Origin of the sequence: Maribacter aquimaris, assembly GCF_014596745.1 — a bacterium.
Lineage (GTDB): Bacteria > Bacteroidota > Bacteroidia > Flavobacteriales > Flavobacteriaceae > Maribacter_A > Maribacter_A aquimaris.
Genome location: NZ_JABTCF010000008.1, coordinates 197211 through 216217, shown reverse-complemented (window position 1 = coordinate 216217; position 19007 = coordinate 197211). Strand labels below are relative to the sequence as shown.

Annotated in this window: 15 protein-coding genes; 5 read left to right on the top strand and 10 right to left on the bottom strand. The window is 38.6% G+C overall.

The window, feature by feature from the left end; genetic code table 11:
* Positions 1–29 precede the first annotated feature (29 nt).
* The 4 genes from HPE56_RS13565 (at position 30) to HPE56_RS13550 (ending at position 4744) form a co-directional block, all read left to right on the top strand.
* A complete protein-coding gene (locus tag HPE56_RS13565) occupies positions 30–1166 on the top strand; it encodes a polysaccharide biosynthesis C-terminal domain-containing protein (protein ID WP_188244290.1) in 1137 nt (378 codons plus the stop codon).
* Positions 1167–1193: 27 nt separating this feature from the next.
* Positions 1194–2330 (top strand): non-hydrolyzing UDP-N-acetylglucosamine 2-epimerase, encoded by a 1137-nt coding sequence (wecB, locus tag HPE56_RS13560; protein WP_188244289.1) that lies wholly within the window; start codon positions 1194–1196, stop codon positions 2328–2330.
* A 1-nt stretch (position 2331) separates the two neighbouring features.
* Positions 2332–3546 (top strand): glycosyltransferase family 4 protein, encoded by a 1215-nt coding sequence (locus HPE56_RS13555; protein WP_188244288.1) that lies wholly within the window; start codon positions 2332–2334, stop codon positions 3544–3546.
* A gap of 310 nt (positions 3547–3856) precedes the next feature.
* A complete protein-coding gene (locus HPE56_RS13550) occupies positions 3857–4744 on the top strand; it encodes an MraY family glycosyltransferase (RefSeq protein WP_188244287.1) in 888 nt (295 codons plus the stop codon).
* A 153-nt stretch (positions 4745–4897) separates the two neighbouring features.
* Here the strand turns inward: HPE56_RS13550 and HPE56_RS13545 are convergent, their stop codons facing one another.
* On the bottom strand, positions 4898–5605 hold the full coding sequence (locus HPE56_RS13545; protein ID WP_188244286.1) for a hypothetical protein: 708 nt from the start codon (positions 5603–5605) through the stop codon (positions 4898–4900).
* A 570-nt stretch (positions 5606–6175) separates the two neighbouring features.
* Here HPE56_RS13545 and HPE56_RS13540 point away from each other — a divergent pair.
* Positions 6176–7390: an acyltransferase family protein gene (locus tag HPE56_RS13540; protein WP_223170311.1), complete on the top strand. Its 1215-nt coding sequence runs from the start codon at positions 6176–6178 to the stop codon at positions 7388–7390.
* A gap of 359 nt (positions 7391–7749) precedes the next feature.
* Here HPE56_RS13540 and HPE56_RS13535 read toward each other — a convergent pair whose 3' ends face one another.
* The 9 genes from HPE56_RS13535 to HPE56_RS13495 form a co-directional block, all read right to left on the bottom strand.
* A complete protein-coding gene (locus tag HPE56_RS13535) occupies positions 7750–8916 on the bottom strand; it encodes an OmpA family protein (protein ID WP_188244285.1) in 1167 nt (388 codons plus the stop codon).
* A gap of 120 nt (positions 8917–9036) precedes the next feature.
* A complete protein-coding gene (locus HPE56_RS13530) occupies positions 9037–9435 on the bottom strand; it encodes a hypothetical protein (RefSeq protein ID WP_188244284.1) in 399 nt (132 codons plus the stop codon).
* 67 nt (positions 9436–9502) lie between these two features.
* On the bottom strand, positions 9503–10651 hold the full coding sequence (gene bshA / locus HPE56_RS13525) for an N-acetyl-alpha-D-glucosaminyl L-malate synthase BshA (protein ID WP_188244283.1): 1149 nt from the start codon (positions 10649–10651) through the stop codon (positions 9503–9505).
* A gap of 162 nt (positions 10652–10813) precedes the next feature.
* On the bottom strand, positions 10814–13726 hold the full coding sequence (locus tag HPE56_RS13520) for a glycoside hydrolase family 3 N-terminal domain-containing protein (RefSeq protein WP_188244282.1): 2913 nt from the start codon (positions 13724–13726) through the stop codon (positions 10814–10816).
* 106 nt (positions 13727–13832) lie between these two features.
* Positions 13833–14315: an ABC transporter ATPase gene (locus HPE56_RS13515; protein ID WP_188244281.1), complete on the bottom strand. Its 483-nt coding sequence runs from the start codon at positions 14313–14315 to the stop codon at positions 13833–13835.
* 38 nt (positions 14316–14353) lie between these two features.
* Positions 14354–15145, bottom strand: a complete 792-nt coding sequence (locus HPE56_RS13510) for a (Fe-S)-binding protein (protein WP_188244280.1) — start codon at positions 15143–15145, stop codon at positions 14354–14356.
* Between the two features lie 19 nt (positions 15146–15164).
* The gene (locus tag HPE56_RS13505) at positions 15165–16478 is read right to left on the bottom strand and encodes a (Fe-S)-binding protein (protein ID WP_188244279.1); all 1314 of its coding nucleotides are present in this window, start codon (positions 16476–16478) and stop codon (positions 15165–15167) included.
* Positions 16479–17447 carry an MlaD family protein gene (locus HPE56_RS13500; RefSeq protein ID WP_188244278.1) on the bottom strand — a complete coding sequence of 323 codons (969 nt, stop codon included), beginning with the start codon at positions 17445–17447 and terminating at the stop codon, positions 16479–16481.
* A 147-nt stretch (positions 17448–17594) separates the two neighbouring features.
* Positions 17595–18908, bottom strand: coding sequence for an N-acetylmuramoyl-L-alanine amidase family protein (locus HPE56_RS13495; RefSeq protein WP_188244277.1), 1314 nt, complete (start codon positions 18906–18908; stop codon positions 17595–17597).
* Positions 18909–19007: the final 99 nt, after the last annotated feature.

Genomic DNA, 19007 nt, shown 5'->3' with positions numbered 1-19007 from the left:
TGTAGCTTGATCTGTAAATTATTTCATAAATGAAGAAGAAAATTGGTATAACCGGACAAGCTGGTTTTGTGGGAAACCACCTCTACACTACCCTCTCACTGGATGAATCAGTAAGCTTGGTTCCTTTTGAAAGAGCTTTCTTTACAGATAGTGTCAAATTGGAGGAATTTGTAGCACAATGTGATGTTATTGTTCACCTTGCTGCCATGAATAGGCATGAGGACCCTAAAGTCATATATGACACTAACTTGGAATTAGTTTCTAAACTACTGCAGGCCTGCACGAATCAGGATGTCCGGCCACACATTTTGTTTTCTTCTTCTTCTCAGGAAGAACGTGACAATCTATACGGAAAGTCCAAAAAAGAAGGTAAACAATTATTTATGGATTGGGCTGCCAAAAATGGAGGGGAATTCACTTCATTGACGATTCCCAATGTATTTGGACCCTTTGGAAAGCCAAATTACAATTCGGTAGTAGCTACATTTTGCCATAAAGTAGCCCGCAATGAAGAACCGACCATTATCAATGATGGAGAGGTAGGTCTCATATACATTAACGAATTGGTCCAGATTTTTATAGATGCGATGAATCAGAAGGCGAAGGCAACCAATATCGGTATAAACAGCAATAAGGTAGATATTGCCCCAACCTACACGAAAAAGGTTTCGGAAATCCTGTCCCTATTGTTTGATTATAAGAAAAACTACATGGAGAATGGTGTCTTTCCCAACTTGGAGGATGCCTTTGAAAAAGCATTGTTCAATACATTTCGATGTTACGTTCCCGAAAGCCATTACCCTGTTAAATATACCAAGCACACCGATAATCGCGGAAGTTTTGTGGAAATTGCTCGCACCCAAACCAGTGGACAATTTTCATACTCCACAACGGTCCCTGGAATAACAAGAGGCAACCACTTTCATACACGAAAAGCAGAGCGTTTTGCCGTTATCAGTGGAAAAGCATTGATTCAATTACGAAAAATAGGTACAGACAAAGTCATTGACTATTATCTAGATGGCAATGAACCTGCCTATGTAGATATGCCGATTTGGTATACCCACAATATCAAGAATATCGGGGAGGAAGAATTGATTACCTTGTTTTGGATCAATGAACCTTATGATCCAGAAGATGCGGATACCTATTTTGAAAATGTTTAATATATAACTAACCATAAATCCATTACTTTGAAGAAGTTAAAAGTTGTAACTGTTGTAGGAACACGACCCGAAATAATACGCCTTGCCTGTGTTTTAAATGCCTTGGATGCCAATGAGGCCATTGACCATACTTTGGTGCATACCGGGCAAAATTATGACTACGAACTCAATGAGATCTTTTTTGATGATCTAGGGATTCGTAAGCCAGACCATTTCCTGAATGCAGCAGGCAGCAATGCAACGGAGACTGTTGGAAATATCTTGATTAAGATCGACCCTATTTTGGAGCAAATTAATCCGGATGCCTTTATGGTCCTTGGTGACACCAATTCATGCTTATGTGCCATTCCTGCTAAAAAAAGGAAAATTCCGGTATTTCATATGGAAGCAGGTAACCGATGTTTTGATCAACGGGTCCCTGAGGAAACCAATAGAAAAATCGTCGATCATATTGCCGATATAAATATGACCTATAGTGATATTGCCCGGGAATATCTTCTTAGGGAAGGGTTGCCGGCTGATCAGATTATCAAGACAGGAAGTCCTATGTTCGAAGTATTGTCCAAATTCAAAGCGAAAATCGAAGCCTCTGATGTACTTGAAAAATTAAACCTTGAAAAAGGAAAGTTCTTTGTGGTATCCTCCCATAGGGAAGAAAACATTAGCAATCCTAAAAATTTCGAAGGGCTTATCAATTCTATGAACCAAATTGCGGAGAAGTATGATTATCCAGTAATCGTTTCCACCCATCCACGGACCCGGAATATGTTGAATACCAAAAACATTAAAGCCCATAAAAATATTCAATTTTTAAAACCTTTGGGTTTTTCGGACTACAATGCCCTACAATACCATTCATTTGCAGTTTTGTCCGATAGTGGGACTATATCGGAAGAATCCTCTATTTTGAATTTTAGGGCCCTAAATATCAGGGAAGCCCATGAACGGCCAGAAGCCATGGAGGAGGCCTCTGTAATGATGGTAGGGATGAATTCTGAACGAATCATGCAAGCATTGGCTGCATTGGAAGTCCAAGATAGAAATCCGAATCGAAATTTTAGGCCCGTAAGTGATTATTCAATGCCTAATGTGAGCGAAAAAGTGGTGCGAATCATTATCTCCTATGTAGATTATATAAATAGAGTTGTTTGGTCCAAAAATTAAGATGAAGGTACTTTTTATTTCTCAATATTTTTATCCAGAGGTTTTTAAAGGGAATGAAATTGTTTTTGATTTTGCCCAAAAAGGCTATGATATAACTGTTCTTACCGGAAAACCCAATTACCCTAAAGGAGAATTTTATGAGGGTTATAGTTTTTTTGGAAAAAAAGAAGAAACAATCAAAGGAGTTAAAATCATTAGAACGCCTCTTTTTCCCCGAAAAAGCGGAAAATCCATTCCTTTGATTCTTAATTATTTATCCTTTATTTGGTTTTCTTATTTTACAGTATTGTTTAGAATCAAAGAGAAATACGATGTAATATTCATTCAACAGTTATCCCCGGTAACAATGGCTTTGCCAGGACTTTGGGTGAAGAAAAAACAAAAAACCCCTATAATTCTGTGGGTTCTGGACTTGTGGCCTGAAAGTGTAATAGCAACAACGAGTTTAAAAAAAGGTAAGATTATTGATCTTATAGAAAAGCTAGTTAGAAATATTTACGCAAAATCCGATGTGATTTTAGTTAGTTCAAAATCTTTTATAAAGAGTATTCAGAACAAATGTGAAAACTTAAACAAAGATATCCAATATTTCCCCAATTGGGCGGAAGATGTTTTTGTCAACGTAAGGGAGACAAGTATTGAAATCCCAGAACTACCCAAAGGATTTAACGTTATGTTTGCTGGTAATGTAGGGGAATCACAAGACTTTGAGGCAATTTTGGATGCTGCTGAAAAGACAAAGGACAAGGAAATCAATTGGGTAATAGTTGGAGATGGACGAAAATTAAATTGGGTTAAAAAAGAAATAAAGGAACGAAGTTTAAATAATGTATTTCCCTTAGGTCGATACCCCTTGGAAACTATGCCTCATTTTTTTAAAGAGGCGGATGCAATGTTAGTCGCATTAAAGGATACTCCTGTTTTTGGAATTACAGTTCCTGCAAAAATTCAAGCATATATGGCTTCAGGAAAAATGATACTTGGAATGATTAACGGTGAAGGCAAAGACCTAATCAATGAATCTAAATGTGGTTATGCCGTGGCGGCAGAAGATTCTTCATCTTTGTCAGAAAAAGCAATAAAACTACTTAATTTATCTAAAAAGGAAAGAAACAAAATGGAAACTAATGCTTTGGAATATTATCAAAATAATTTCTCTAAAGACAACTTGTTTTCAAAATTGGAAAATATTTTTCAAAATTATAGTTCATCATAGGGAGATATATACTCAGTAAACACCAAGGCCTCCTTAAATTGGTAGTTTTATTATTTTCTAATCTAAAAATATAGTCTAAATATTCTGTGAAAAAATCAAAATACAGCCAAACAACAAATATTTATGACCAAAAGGAATGGGATATAAAACCAAGATGTTTTACAGATCAAAAATTACGTTAGGATCATAAAAATCCAATATTAATCAAAGGAAACTTGCATATTCCTGCTACTAAATCGATATGAGCCCATTACTTCTTTACATTCTTACAACCCTTGCACTTTTCATTTTTTCATATGTATATATATTCATGGCAAAAAAATGGGGTATAGAGGATGTGCCCAACGAAAGAAGTTCGCATAGCCAAAAGACAATACGGGGAGGCGGGATTATATTTGTTGTAGCACTCATCATCTATTTTATTACCCATTCTTTTAATTATCCATTTCTGGCAGCAGCCATAGCCATATTGGCGATTATTAGTTTTATTGATGATATTAGATCCCTTGGTACAGGAATCAGACTTGTTTTTCAATTTATGGGTATAGGTCTTATTTTATACCAACTCAACCTCTTTCAATTACCATTCTGGTATGTCATTCCTATTTTTATCTTCTGTTTGGGAATGTTGAATATTTTCAATTTCATGGACGGTATCAACGGAATTACTGGATTTTATTCATTAGTGACCATTGGCACCTTTATATATCTCAATCAGATAAACCCCTTCATTGATAATGCATTATTAGTTTATGCCTTTATAGGGATTGCTGTATTCGGGTTTTTCAATTTCAGGAAAAAAGCACTTTTCTTTGCCGGTGATATCGGGAGCATTGCGATTGGGGTTTTCTTACTTTATTTGATGATGCTCTTTTGTGTTCAATTGAACACTATTGTCCCTGCCCTATTTATTTCTGTCTATTTCGTAGACGGTGGTCTGACGATTTTGGAAAGGCTCCTGAAAAAAGAGAATATTTTCAAGCCCCATAAGAGTCACCTATATCAAGTACTTACGCAGAAAACAAAGTTAACCCACCTACAAGTTGCCGCCCTATTCGCCGGTGTTCAATTGTGTATTAATTCTATTGCCATTTTTATCATTTTTAATGCTAACATCAATCAGTACTTCGTTTCTATCGTACTGCTTTTAATCCTTACTGTTTCATGTTTCATTATAAAACGGAGAATTAATAAATAGTGCACATTGCAAGGTCATGAACTGATTCCTCACACAAATACCAGCTTTTATCCCCCAACCCTTCAAGATTAATTAGGTCTTTTATAACATAACTATTGTTTAATTCCGTACTGATCAATTCCATATTTTAAGGAATATGATAATACTAAAAAACTAACTTATTTTAAGGGAAAAAGATTTATAGGATGTCAGGGCATAGATAAATATAATTAGACCTAACATCTCCAAAAACTCTTCGCAGGTATATAATATATAGAATAAAGGACTATAAAAACCATAATTCTCGGCAACCCAACCTTCCGGCATTTCGATAATAAGTGCTCCGGTTATAAATACAATACCGGAAAAAACAAACAACCGTACAGTTCGCTTTGGTAAACCAACAATGAATTTATAATAGACAACCATTAAGACCAATAAGGCAATTCCATAGGGTATAACCCATGCAAAAAAGAATAATCCCGATACATTCAACTGTGCTTTGGTCGTACTGATCAAAAGTTCATGTATAGAGGTCATTTCATCTATCGATAAAAACAGAAATACAGCACTTAATCCATACCAAGGAACATATTTCCTATGAATAACTCTTTCGCTTTTACCAATTAAAAAAAGAAAAAATGAACATAAAATCAATAATAACGCAGAAAAAAAAGTGGGAACATTCTTCTCCAAATTAAAATCAAATAAATCTACCAAAAACTTTATATAATTAAAACCAAATACCTGTTGAAGGTCTTCTATCTGAGGTTGTATATAATGTACATTAAAAAGTATAGAAATAATATTCAGAACCAAAAGCACTAGAACAACTCCTAATAATTTTAGAAATAACTTTTTCGGAAGAACTTGGATATCCATGCTTTTTCATTTAAAATAATTTGATTTGGTTGCCTAAAGAATTATAATCGATTATAACATATAATTCTCGATGAAAAGACCCTATCCCAATAAGTGTTTAAGTTAAAAATAACGGGGGTTTGACTTTGTTTAAAGTCTGATCTTTCTTAAAAGATTACAAGGAAGCCATTTTAAAATAAAGCCGGTATTCCCCAGCGGCATGAACCATTTTTCTTGAGTGTCCCCAAATTAAAATTTTGTTACCAAACCCTAATGGCAACCCTGGTTTATTGGATTTTATTTACGAGTGACAACAGGGTATTGAAATTACCATATAAGAGTTATTCGACTTTTATGACTGTCTCACCATTACCTAATTTGAACACTCTGCTATATAAAACAGACTTATCCAAACAACCTTTTTCCGGCAAACAGAACAATTAAATCGATATGCTAGGTGATTAATCCCTTTATTCTAAAACCTATATGGAATATATGGAGTTTATCGATTATGACTTATACTACAACGTATATATTTTATTAATCTAGATTTTCAATCTACTTTGATTATGTTTTTAAAGCTTTTAACAGTTGAAAACACCAGCACACAAAACGGACCGACTACACTCTTTAGATTCTTTAAGGGCGATAATGATGATGCTCGGAATTGTTCTACACTCCATAATTACCTACGATACGATTATACACCCTGGTGAATGGCTATTGAAAGATATTGCTTACACGTCTAACTTTATGACATGGTTATATTGGTTAATACATATCTTCAGAATGCCCATCTTTTTTATAGTAACAGGCTTTTTTGGAGCACTCTTATTCTATGAGAGAAGTCCAGAAATGATGATTAAAAATAGGATAAAACGCGTATTATTTCCTTTCATTCTTTTCCTGTTTCTTCTTTGGCCCCCAATGCTTTTTACCTTCACCTATACAAATCTTGTCTTTTCGGGCACGGAAAACGCTTTAAGCCAATCATTGAATGCTTTTGGTGAATTAAGTGATTTCCTTCCTTCGACAACAATGCACTTATGGTTTCTATATTATTTAATGCTATTTGTATTCACTTCATTTGGGCTCGGCATGATGTTGAAAAAACTTCCTCGACTATCGACTAAAATCAATTATGTTTTCCACCTAATAGTCGAAAAACCATATGCAAGATTATTGATGTTTTCAGCAATTACCTTTGGCTTGCTTTTGGTCATGAATCAACCCTGGGTGAGTACCTCTACTTATTTTAAGCCAAGTATCAAAACTTTCGTTTTCTATTTTGTGTTTTACCTATTCGGTTGGCTTCTCTTTAAATCAAAAGGCTTACTAAAAACATTCATGCAATATGATTTTCTATCCACAATTTTTGGCATTCTATTATTAACGGTTTCCTTCTTGTATAAAGACAAGCTTTCAGTCGAGGTTATTATGGCTTTGAACGCCCTAACTGTTTGGTCTTTATCCTTTGGTATTACCGGTCTGTTCGTTAGATATGGAAGTGAACATTCCCAAGGTATGAGATACATATCCGACGCCTCGTATTGGGTGTATCTTATTCATCTTCCATTTACCCAACTCATACCGGGAATGATAGCCGATTGGAATTTTCCGCCTCCTTTAAAAGCTCTAGTTGTGCTAACGACAACCAGTATGATATGTTTCATTAGTTACCACTACTTAGTCAGAAATACATTTATTGGGAAATTTCTCAATGGAAAAAAATATCCAATAAAAACCTATAGTCTAGGTCAAATCAAAGAAATTCTTGTAAGAATATGGGCTATTCGCAATTATTGAAAATCAAATATTACCAATTGCCCTTTGAAAATTCGACAGCCTATACATCCAAAATATTTTCCACAGTACTACAAGTAGTAACCTTCTCTTAAATTGTCTAGTCGTCCCAACCTGTCCCTGGGGAAGTCTAAGCTAGTATCTGGAAGTTCCATAGAATCATATGTTAGTTATCTATAGGTAACAACCAACACCTGTAGCCCTCCCTAAAAAGAATAAGGCTACAGGTGTAAATTTTAAAACAAGAAGAAATCCAATAACAAGAATATGATACAATTAGCCCAATAGAATTATACTATCTATCTGGGCAAAGCTATTGACCAAACAATGAAAGGCTAATTTGACTTCAGGGATATCCCCTATTAAAACTTCACCACCTCAAACTCAGACCTCCTATTCAGCCTATGTTTGGCTTCAGAACAACGGACGGTACCATCACATTCATTGACCAATTGGGTCTCCCCAAAAGCCTCGATTTGCAATCTATCCGCAGTTATTCCTTGAGCTACCAAATAGTTCTTGGTTCGTTCGGCCCTTTGTTCCGATAACCATAAATTATAGGATGCCGCCCCTCTGGAGTCGGTATGGGCCCCGATCAAGATGGTCACTGTAGGGTTCTCTTTAAGAATTACGACCAATTGATCTAATTTCTTCCTATATGACGCATTCAAAGAAGACGATTCAAAATCAAAATAAACATCACCTAAGGCAGTGATAGCGTCTTTTATTCCTTGTTTGCGCTGATTCTCGGCATCGATTTCCGCTGCCAATCTAGCTTTTTCCTTTTCTCGGGCCAAACGTTCCGCCAGAGCGGCCTCGTCTTTGATACGTTGCTCATTGGCCAAGGAATCCGCAATGCGCTGCTTTTCCTTTTCCATGGCCTGGATCAATGCCAGTTTCTCCTCCCCTTTCTTGGATAATCCTTTTTCTATGCCAAATTGATACACCACTCCAGCAGCGTGTTGAATGTGATTGGTAGCCTCATCATTGCCCATAGCCCATTTTCCCGAAGAACTTAGGTCTATGCCCCATCGATCAGAGAACCACGCTCTAAAGCCTACTACAGCATTATACGTGCCCCTTGTTTGATCATTGGCGTCGGTATATCCTGCCCCAACCCCAACGTATGGATCGAACCAACCGGTCTCCCCTATCAATTTGTTCAGGTCATAGGTCAATCTTGCATCCAGTCCCAAATAGGTGGTTTCTACAGTATTTACCTTGTTGTCTATGGTTTTACCCTCCTTATACTTATTGTAGGTTCCAATAGCCTCTAAGCCCAGCCCATTCTTGAAATATCTTCCTATACTTACCCTGGAAGGAAAGGCAACGGCATTCCATTGTTCATCCACCGAAAACAGTTTATCGAAAACATCACCGGAATCATCCACGATATTGTATCCCACACCGAACATCCAAGAGCTTTGGACGATACTGTCCTTTGCGGTCAATTGTAAATCGTCTTGTGAAAAAATCGGGGTGCAGGCAAGCATTGAACATGCCAAGACACACAACATACTATTCTTCATAGGTTAAAATTTAGGCTTTAAAAAAACAAAGTAATGTGTAAATAAAGCTCCCTACAAATAAGTTGTGCGAACTGCACGGATTTTCGTTAGGTTGCATAAAACATGCCCTAAAACACAATCCTACAACGCTTTCTGAAAAATGATTTTCTTGGATGTCAGTGGCATTTTATAAACCTTGAACGGACTGACAATTGTCGGGGAATTGGATTTCCCTTTCTTTTCTTCAATCGAAGTACCCAAAATAAGTTCATGTTCATTCCCATCGGTGATGGATAGCATAACCTGCCGACCTAGGGGCTGTTCCCCACTACAATGGATCAACACCATTTCCTTGGTAAAGTCTACCTCAGGTACCGGCAATCCAGGTTTACGGGTCTTATTGACTTGTATAAAGAATTTCTTTAAGGTTTCACGGTCTTTAATGATCAAGGTTTCCGGACTACTTGACCCACTGTAGTTGTCCTGTAATACCATGGTAAGTTTTTCCGTGCCTTTATTCAAGGCTTCTCCTTTTTCCATAGCCACCTTTTTCTGCCCATTACAAGAGAATATAATTGTAAAAATGATTATAGACAGATATCTCATCTTATTTTAAGGTTGCATCCAATCTCGTTTTATAGGCCTTTAAATATATGGCCTCGTATAAGGGAAGCACATTGAGAATGTCAAACTTTTTAGCCACTCTTGCGGCATTGTCCTTGAATTTTTCCAAGGTCGCATCATCCTTTAAGATTTTCAATGCATTACTCGCCATTTCATCCACATTGCGAACATCGCTCAAATAACCGGTGACCCCCTGTATATTGACCTCTGGTATTCCCCCTGCATTACTTGATATCACAGGAACCCTATTCACCATAGCCTCTAAGGCCGCCAAACCAAAACTTTCCGCCTTGGAGGGCAACAGAAATAAATCTGAAAAACAAAGAATCCGATCGATTTCATTACTGTTCCCCAAAAAATGAACCTTATCCATAATACCCAATTGTTCGCATAGGAACTCGGCATTTTCCTTTTCGGGCCCCTCACCTACCATAACCAATTTCGCGGGTATTTCCTTTTGGATCTTATTGAAGATATGTATGACGTCCGGAATATGCTTTACCGGTCTAAAATTACTGATATGGGTAATGATACGTTCATCATCCTTTGCCATGGAAGATCGCTGGCAATCGGTATAGGACGGATTTTCATATTTACTGATATCGATAAAATTCGGGACCACTTCTATTTCCTTCTTAATATCGAAGAATTCCAAGGTACGTTGCTTTAAATTTTCTGATACCGAGGTCACCACATCCGATTGGTTAATACTGAAATTTACGGCAGTCTTATAAAAAGGATGCTTACCCACCAAAGTGATATCAGTACCATGCAATGTGGTTATCATAGGGAGGTAAATACCCTCTTCCTCCAACATTTTCTTGGCCATATAACCGGCATAGGCATGCGGAATGGCATAATGCACATGTAACAATTCTATCCCGAACAACTTCACCGTATCTACCAATTTACTTGATAAGGCCAATTCATAAGGCTGATAATGGAACAACGGATACTCTGGCACATGAACTTCATGAAAGTGTATTCGCTGGCTTAATAAATCCAATCGAACCGGTTGGCGATAGGTTACAAAATGGACTTCATGACCCCTATCGGCCAAGGCTATGCCCAATTCAGTCGCAACAACACCACTACCACCAAAAGTCGGGTAACATACAATAGCTATTTTCACTTGTTGAAAATTTTATTTTTATTAAATAGAAAAGAAATAAGGAAAACATTAAAGTACCTTAGTCGGTATTTCCCCATTATCCTTAATAAAAAACAATCATTCTGTGATAAACACAAATTGATCACCCTTTATATCGCAATTTCATTTTTACAAAACTACCTCTTAATTAATAATGGCATCGTAAATAGCCTGCTGAATTCTTGTTCTTAACGCAGATTTAACTAAAAGGGTATTCGATGATGTTGGGTAAGTCCTGTTCGATAAAAACACGTAAACAATCTCCTCCTCAGGGTCTGCCCATGTGTAGGTACCCGTAAAACCACTATGACCAAAACTCTTACGGGAGACACATCCGCATGTAGGGCCACTATGCTTTAACTGGGGTTTATCGAAACCGACCCCTCTCCTAACATTCTTATCACAAAAGTAACAGGTATTGAATTTCTTAATGGTCCTTGAATCCAGAAAACGTGTTCCCCCATATTCCCCACCTTGAAGGTACATTTGCATGATCTTGGCCACATCGTTGGCATTACTGAACAAACCCGCATGTCCTCCTACCCCACCTTGCATGGCGGCCCCCATGTCGTGCACATACCCCTGAACGGTTTGATAGCGGTAATACTTGTCTTCCTCTGTGGGTACGATCCTATTTTTAGGAAATTTTTCCAGTGGATTATAACTTGTGTTAATAGCCCCTAAAGGTTTATATAAAAACTCATTGGCCAGTTTATCCAATGGGGTTTTATAGGTATCCTCTATATACTTTTTCATCACATAATAGGCAACATCACTGTATCGATACCGGTTCGATTTTAAATCTTGTCGACCTATGCGGTTATAGATGGAATCTTTGTAGGCATCGGTTAAATACAGGTTATCGGTTACCTTGATACTGAACCCCTCCGTAGGTTTATGGCGATAAAACTCTGAAGAGGGTTTCCTTTTTTCATCCAATGTACTTACATAAAAGGCTATCCATGCCGGTAATCGTCCATAGTGCGACAACGCTTTTAATACGGTAACATTCTTAAGTGCTGATTCGGAATACTCGGGAATAAGGTCCTGAAAGGTATCGTTCAAGGCAATTTTACCACTTTCCTCCATCTTCATCAATACGGGTAAGGTCGCTAGGATCTTTGTCAATGAAGCCAAATCATAAATATAATCCGTCGTTATTTTCTTGTCGGATGTATAGGTGGGTTTCCCAAACCCTTTATTATACACAACTTTCCCTTTACGGGCGATTACAACTTGGGCCCCTGGGAACATTAACGAATCTAGTCCGTTTTTCATGAGCTTGTCCACTTCGGCCAAACCTTTCGAACTTAAACCTACCCGTTCGGGAATACTATACCCAAGTCGTTTTAATGAACTTACTTTAACCGTAGTATTCACCGGAAACCTGTCATGCACGGAAACCGGCAAGACCCCCTTACCCTCAATCGCGCCGAAGATGAGCTGTGCGGTTTTTTGTTGGGCAAGAACACTGTTTTGATAAGCGACCACTACCCCATCTATACTTTTAAAGGAACTTACATCCATTAAGGCATAAGGCTTGGTAAATACGGTCAACACCAAGTTAGAGGTTCTTTGGTTGGCAATCTCTTGGAGCCATTCCAGTTCCTTTTTTGAAAACTTATAGGATTTCCATGGACTTTCATTGCTCTTATGAAGCCCTATGATCACGAGGTTGAATTCCTTTAATTTTTCTTTTAACGTAGCTATATCCTTTCCGTTTACCTGGGTAACCTTGGCGTATTTGTTCAATTCCCCAATAAAGGGTTGGCTATCGGCATCCCCAAATTTCACATAGGCTATCTTCTTGTTCTCCAATTTTTTGATTCCCAAGAGATAGAAATTGTTCTTTACGACGGTTATTGCATTCTCTATGGCCTCTTCATAAATTAGGTCATTTTCCAAATCATTAAGGTCTTCGTACAAATGATCAATGGCAATAGGCTTATAAGAATTTAAACCAACCTTATATTTGGCCATCAATATCTTTTTGACGGAGCTTGCCAGCCTTTCCTCTGTAATCCTTCCACTCTCGTAAGCCATCAAAAGCTTTTTCTTGGCCTTGGCTACTTCCGTAGGCATTAATAATATGTCATTCCCAGCCAAAAACGCAGCCAATTCCACATCCCCATCCTTACCTTGGGTACTGACCCCTTTCATATTCAAGGCATCGGTAAAAACCAAACCATTGAACCCCAATTGTTCCTTTAAAATCCCAGAAATGATCTGTTCGGATAAGGAAGATGGCAAATCTTCCTGGATTTCCAGGCTAGGTACGTTCAAATGGGCTACCATGACACTACTAAGTCCGGCTTTGATCAATTTTTTATACGGATAGAGTTCCAAACTATCCAAGCGCTCTTTGGAAAAGGGGATCAAAGGCAAGGCTTTATGGGAATCGGTTGCCGTATCCCCATGCCCTGGAAAATGTTTTCCACTGGAAAGCACCCCTGCACTTTCCATTCCTTGCATAAAGGCGATTCCCTTATTGGCCACATTGTCGCGATCTTCCCCAAAGGAGCGATTACCGATTATGGGATTCAAAGGATTTGTATTGATATCGATATCAGGGGCAAAATTGATATGCACGCCCAAACGTTTGGCATGCAACCCTATTTGCCGACCTACTTTTTCAACAATCGCATTGTTCTTAATGGCTCCTAAGGTCATATTCCAAGGGAAGGCGTAAGTAGAATCCAATCGCATGGCCAACCCCCACTCCGCATCCATTCCCACCATTAAAGGGATCTTTGATGAAGCTTGAAATGAATTGGTAAGTTTTGCTTGCCTAACGGGTCCACCGGTCGAAAAGATAACACCTCCTATATGATGTTCCTTGATAAGTGATGTAACCTTGGCAATACTTGCCTTGTCTTGGTTGGAAGCCACACTCACCATGAACAATTGCCCCAATTTTTCATCAAGGCTCATGGCCTCGTATTTGCTATCGACCCATTTTTGCTGACCCACACTATCCTTTGCCACCAAAGGATCAAGTTGGGCATTTGCACAAAAAACAGTGAATAATAAGAAAAAGAAAATGCTATACAATCGCATATTGGACAGGTCTAAGGAAATAACTTAAAAGCAAAAGTAATATTGCATTTCATCGATATTCAAAATACAATGAAATATCGGTTGCAAATACAATACCAAAAAAATTCTACATGAAACGGCTATGCCAGCTTTCAGATGCCGGCACCTCCCAATGTTCCAAATATTCCCCTTTATTGGTCACTAGATTATTAAACACAATGGTATTTTTCGAAACTGCCCTTTGCTTCGCCATTTTCTTAAATTCATTTAAGGCCTTATAGGCAACGAATTCACCCTGCTTATAGGAAACATTCATTTTATCGAGTAACTCCACGTTGTATTTCTTTTCCAATTGTTGGATGAAATGTACCGAAGCGTCAATGGAGCAGCCCGACGCTGATGCATTTGTCTGGTCCAAAGCCAAAATGATAAATCTTTTATACCGTATCTCGTAACCAGCCTTTAAATCACTACCATGGGTTGTCCATTCCGCTATAAATGCCTCCATCGCTTGCCTGATTTCCTGTAGTTCCTGTTCCGAAAAGCTACGATTGGCCTGGAATATCCAAATTCTTGATGAATCTGGCAAAGCATTGAATTCTACTAACATATTTTTTTTTGATTTTGGGTATTGTGATATAAGCCTGATTAAAGATCTTCCGCGGTAGCGATTAGCTCCGCAATATCCATAACCTTAATGTCTTTTTCCTTTTCCTTGTTTTTCACTCCATCGGTCATCATGGTATTGCAAAACGGACAGGCCGCTGCAATTATTTCCGGTTGGGTGTCCAAGGCTTGTTCCGTTCGTTCAATATTAATGTCCTTATCCCCTTTTTCCGGTTCCTTGAACATTTGCGCCCCACCTGCACCACAACATAATCCTCGTGATTTACAGTTTTTCATTTCGACCAATTCGGCATCCAGCTTCTTGATCAAATCCCTTGGAGCTTCATAAACACCATTTGCCCTTCCTAGATAACAGGGGTCATGAAAGGTGATTCGTTTCCCCTTGAAGGTTCCTCCTTCCAAGGTAATCCGTCCATCATCCAACAGTTTCTTTAAAAACTCTGTATGGTGTACCACTTCATAATTGCCTCCCAATCCTGGGTATTCGTTCTTAAGGGTATTGAAACAATGTGGACAAGCCGTGACTACTTTGGTTATTCCATAGGCATTCATCACCTCTATATTGGTAACTGCCTGCATTTGGAACAAAAATTCATTTCCTGCCCTTTTTGCCGGATCCCCTGTACAACTTTCCTCTGTTCCTAAAACCGCAAAAGATACGTTGGCCTTGTTCAATATTTTAACAAACGCCTTGGTAATCTTCTTTGCCCGATCGTCAAAACTTCCTGCACAGCCGACCCAAAATAAAACTTCAGGTTGCTTTCCTGCTGCAAAAAGCGCTGCCATTGTCGGTACTTTCAATTCACTTCCCATAGTAAGGATCAATTATTTTTTATGCTTCGTCTTTCCAGTTCAATCTATCCATTTGATTGAAAGGCCAAGGTGCTCCATTATTCTCTATATTCCCCATCATATTATTCAGGTCTGATGGTGCCGCGGATTGCTCCATCACCAAATACTGCCTCATATCCATTATAATCGATAGTGGATCAATGCTCACAGGACAGGCTTCCGTACAGGCATTGCACGACGTACAGGCCCAGAGTTCTTCCCGCGTGATATAATCATCCAACAACTGCTTTCCGTCATCAACAAAATTGCCCTTATTGGCATCAATATTCTTACCGACTTCCTCGAGCCTGTCCCTGGTATCCATCATGATCTTTCTTGGGGAAAGTTTTTTCCCCGTGATATTTGCGGGACATTCACTGGTACAACGGCCACATTCCGTACAGGTATAGGCGTTGAGTAATTGCACCCTACTAAGGTCGGCAACATCCGAAGCCCCAAATTTACCAGGCTCACCGGCATCCTCTGCGGGTGCGGCATAGGGATCCATCATCAATTTGACTTCCTGGGTAACGGCATCCAGATTGTTGAATTTTCCTTTTGGGCCAATCTTTCCGAAATACGTATTCGGGAATGCCAACAGAATATGTAAATGTTTCGAATAATAGAGGTAATTCAAAAAGAACAGGATGCCTACAATATGCATCCACCAAGCACTTCTTTCAATTATAATGAGCGTTGGTACGGACATTCCATCGAACAACGGAATCAAAAATTGACTAATAGGAAAGGAACCTGCCTGAACATAATGTGCCGCACCCATTTGTTGTAACTGAAAATCCGATGCATTCATGGTCAAAAAGAGACACATTAAAACCAGTTCTATATACAAGATCATATTACCATCGTTCTTGGGCCACCCTTTCATTTCCGGGCTCATGAATCGCTTAATCTTTATAATATTCCTGCGTATCCAGAAAATTATCACGGCTACGATAACCAAAAAAGCCAAAATTTCGAACGAGGCGATCAACACATTATAAACGACCCCTAGACCTGCAAATAACCTATGGGTACCTAGAAGTCCGTCCAAGATAATCTCAAGGACCTCAAGGTTAATCACAATAAAACCTACGTATACGAGAATATGCAATATTCCGGGAATAGGCCTAACGACCATTTTGGTCTGCCCCAAGGCAATCCTGAACATATTCTTCCAACGTTGCGGTTTATTATCATTGACCACAACTTCCTTTCCCAACTTAATATTCCTAATAAGTTTCTTTACATTCCGGGCAAAAAAAACAATCCCCACGAGAAGGATCAGGGCGAAAGCAATGTTAGTGATATATTCCATCTATGGCTGTTCTATTTTATCGGCAGGATCATTATCGGGCAATGTGTAATCTTTTTGTTTTTTCCCAAAAACAGAAACATTTACATATCGTTTAGGATTCAAACGGAAATCCTGCAATAATAAATCCAATTCCTTTGAAGCATTATTCAGATTATTATACAGTGCCTCGTCTTTCATGAATTTTCCCATGGAACCATCCCCGTTTTCTATCTTGGCAAGAATCTTATCCAAATTGGAAACCGTAGATTCCAGACTGGCCATTGTTCGTCCCAAGCCTGCATTGTTCAATGAATCGGAAAGTTTTGCGAAGTTGGAAGACAATTCTGTGAAATTGGTTAGGGAACTGTCCAATTTTCCTTGGTTTTTTTCCAATAGATTATTTAAGATCTTGGCACTTCCCTGCAAACTGCCCATAAGCTGGTTGAGACCTGCGATAGACTCCCTTAATTCATTCTTGGTCTTTGCATCCAAGATTTGGTTTACATTCATCAATAATGTATCCGCATTGGTAAAGGCCCCTTCGATCTTTTGTTGTAACGGAGTAAGTTTCTGCTGCACCAGTTCGGTCAAGCCTGGACGCGTAGCGGTAACCAACGTATCCCCTGACTTTGCATCGCGAGCTCCGTCAAAAACGGGTCGTATCTGTATACCCTTACCCCCAATAATTCCCGTATCGTACAATTCGGCCTTACTGTTCTTTGAAAAGGTGAAATCATTGCTCACTGAGAATGTAACGAGTAAATCTCCCGAAGTATCCTTGAATTTGATATCATTTACAATGCCCACGTTATAACCGTTAATCGAAACCTGGGTACCAGGTTGAAGACCTCCAACATGTTTGTAAACAGCATAAAATGTCTTGCTATTATCAAACAAGGGTGTTGATTTTAAATAGCTGAAACCTAAAATAAAAAGTAGGATACCCCCCACTACGATTATTCCTGTTTTAATTTCCCTGGATAGTTTCAAATGGATTTATTTATTGTTGTTAAACGCCTATTTAAAATTCTATGGATTTTTTTCTTACACTTTTCCCCATGGAAAACGTATAATAACCCAATTTTATTTTAAAAACAAGCTCTAACAAAATTAGAAATAAAATTGAGACTGCTGTTATTATTCCGAAACGTATTTAAGCGCTTCGGCAACCGGAATTCGCACACCATCTTTGTATGCAACTATATAGGAACCGGAAAAACCCTTAATATCAGCATTTGATTTTAGCATTTTTGCCTCTCTAAAAGAATGGGTATTCCCATACATATAGCGAAAGAGATTCTTAAAGGGTTCCTGGGCCACCCTTGAAAGCCCTTTAAAATTTTGAGGAACCAATTCAAGATCTTTGGCAGTTGCCATTATTTGTACCTTGAAGGATATTTGGGGCATTCCGGACTTCTTCACGGTTGGTGCTTCCTCTTTGACCGCAGCCCTCTCTTTATCAGGATCCTCTTGTACAGTGGTTGCCACATCGGATCCAGATACTGGTTCTTTGGCCACTTCCTCCGCTACGGGCTTTGGTTTCGGTGGCACTTCTTTTTTAGGGATCACTACCACTGCATCAACGGGGGATTCCTTTTGCTCCGGTATTGACACTGCCTCTTTGGGGGCCAATTCCTTTTCAATCCCCTTGTTTGGAACATAACCGATACCGGTATGCACATTTTTCTTGTATATAAGGATCGCATCCGCTATGGCCTTTCCAACTTCGGCCTGACCTTTTTTCGAATTCAGGTAGGCCCCTTCCGATTTATTGGTAAGGAAACCTGTTTCTACCAAAACACTGGGCATAAACGTCTGGTGCAATACAATGAAACCTGCTTGTTTTACTTTTCTATTCACACGTTTCAACTTCCCTGTGAAATTATCCTGGATCATTTTGGCCAAGGCAATACTTTGATCCAAAAACTCTTCCTGCATTATGGTAAGCCCAATAATGGATTCAGGGGAGTTGATATCATAATCCGCATACCTATCCGCATAATTGTCCTCGAGATAGATTACCGAGTTCTCTTTCTTTGCAATCTCAAAATTTTGTTTGTTGGCATGCAACCCCAAAACAAATGTACCCGCACCGTGGGCATCTGAAGAATGGGAATCACAATGTACGGAAACAAAAAGATCGGCATTGGCCTTGTTGGCAATTTCGCCACGCACGAACAAATCGACAAAAGTATCGTCCTTTCTCGTGTAAATAACCTTGATATCGGGGTTGGCCTCCAAAATTTTACCCACATTCAGGACTATTTTCAACGCAATGTCCTTTTCCAGATACCCATTTCCCAAATTACCGGGATCATGTCCACCATGACCCGCATCCAAAACCACGACAAACTTACCATCATTCCTATGTGGTCCATTATCATTGGCATATGCAGAATATAAAAAGGGTAATAGTAATAAAACGGTAAGAAAAAAACGTTTGAAATTCATATTCGCAAGATGATTTGAGAATCTTAAATTGGTTAAATTTATTGTAATACCCTATAAGAGGAACAAAAAATATATGTAAGTTTGACTTCCTAAAATCAA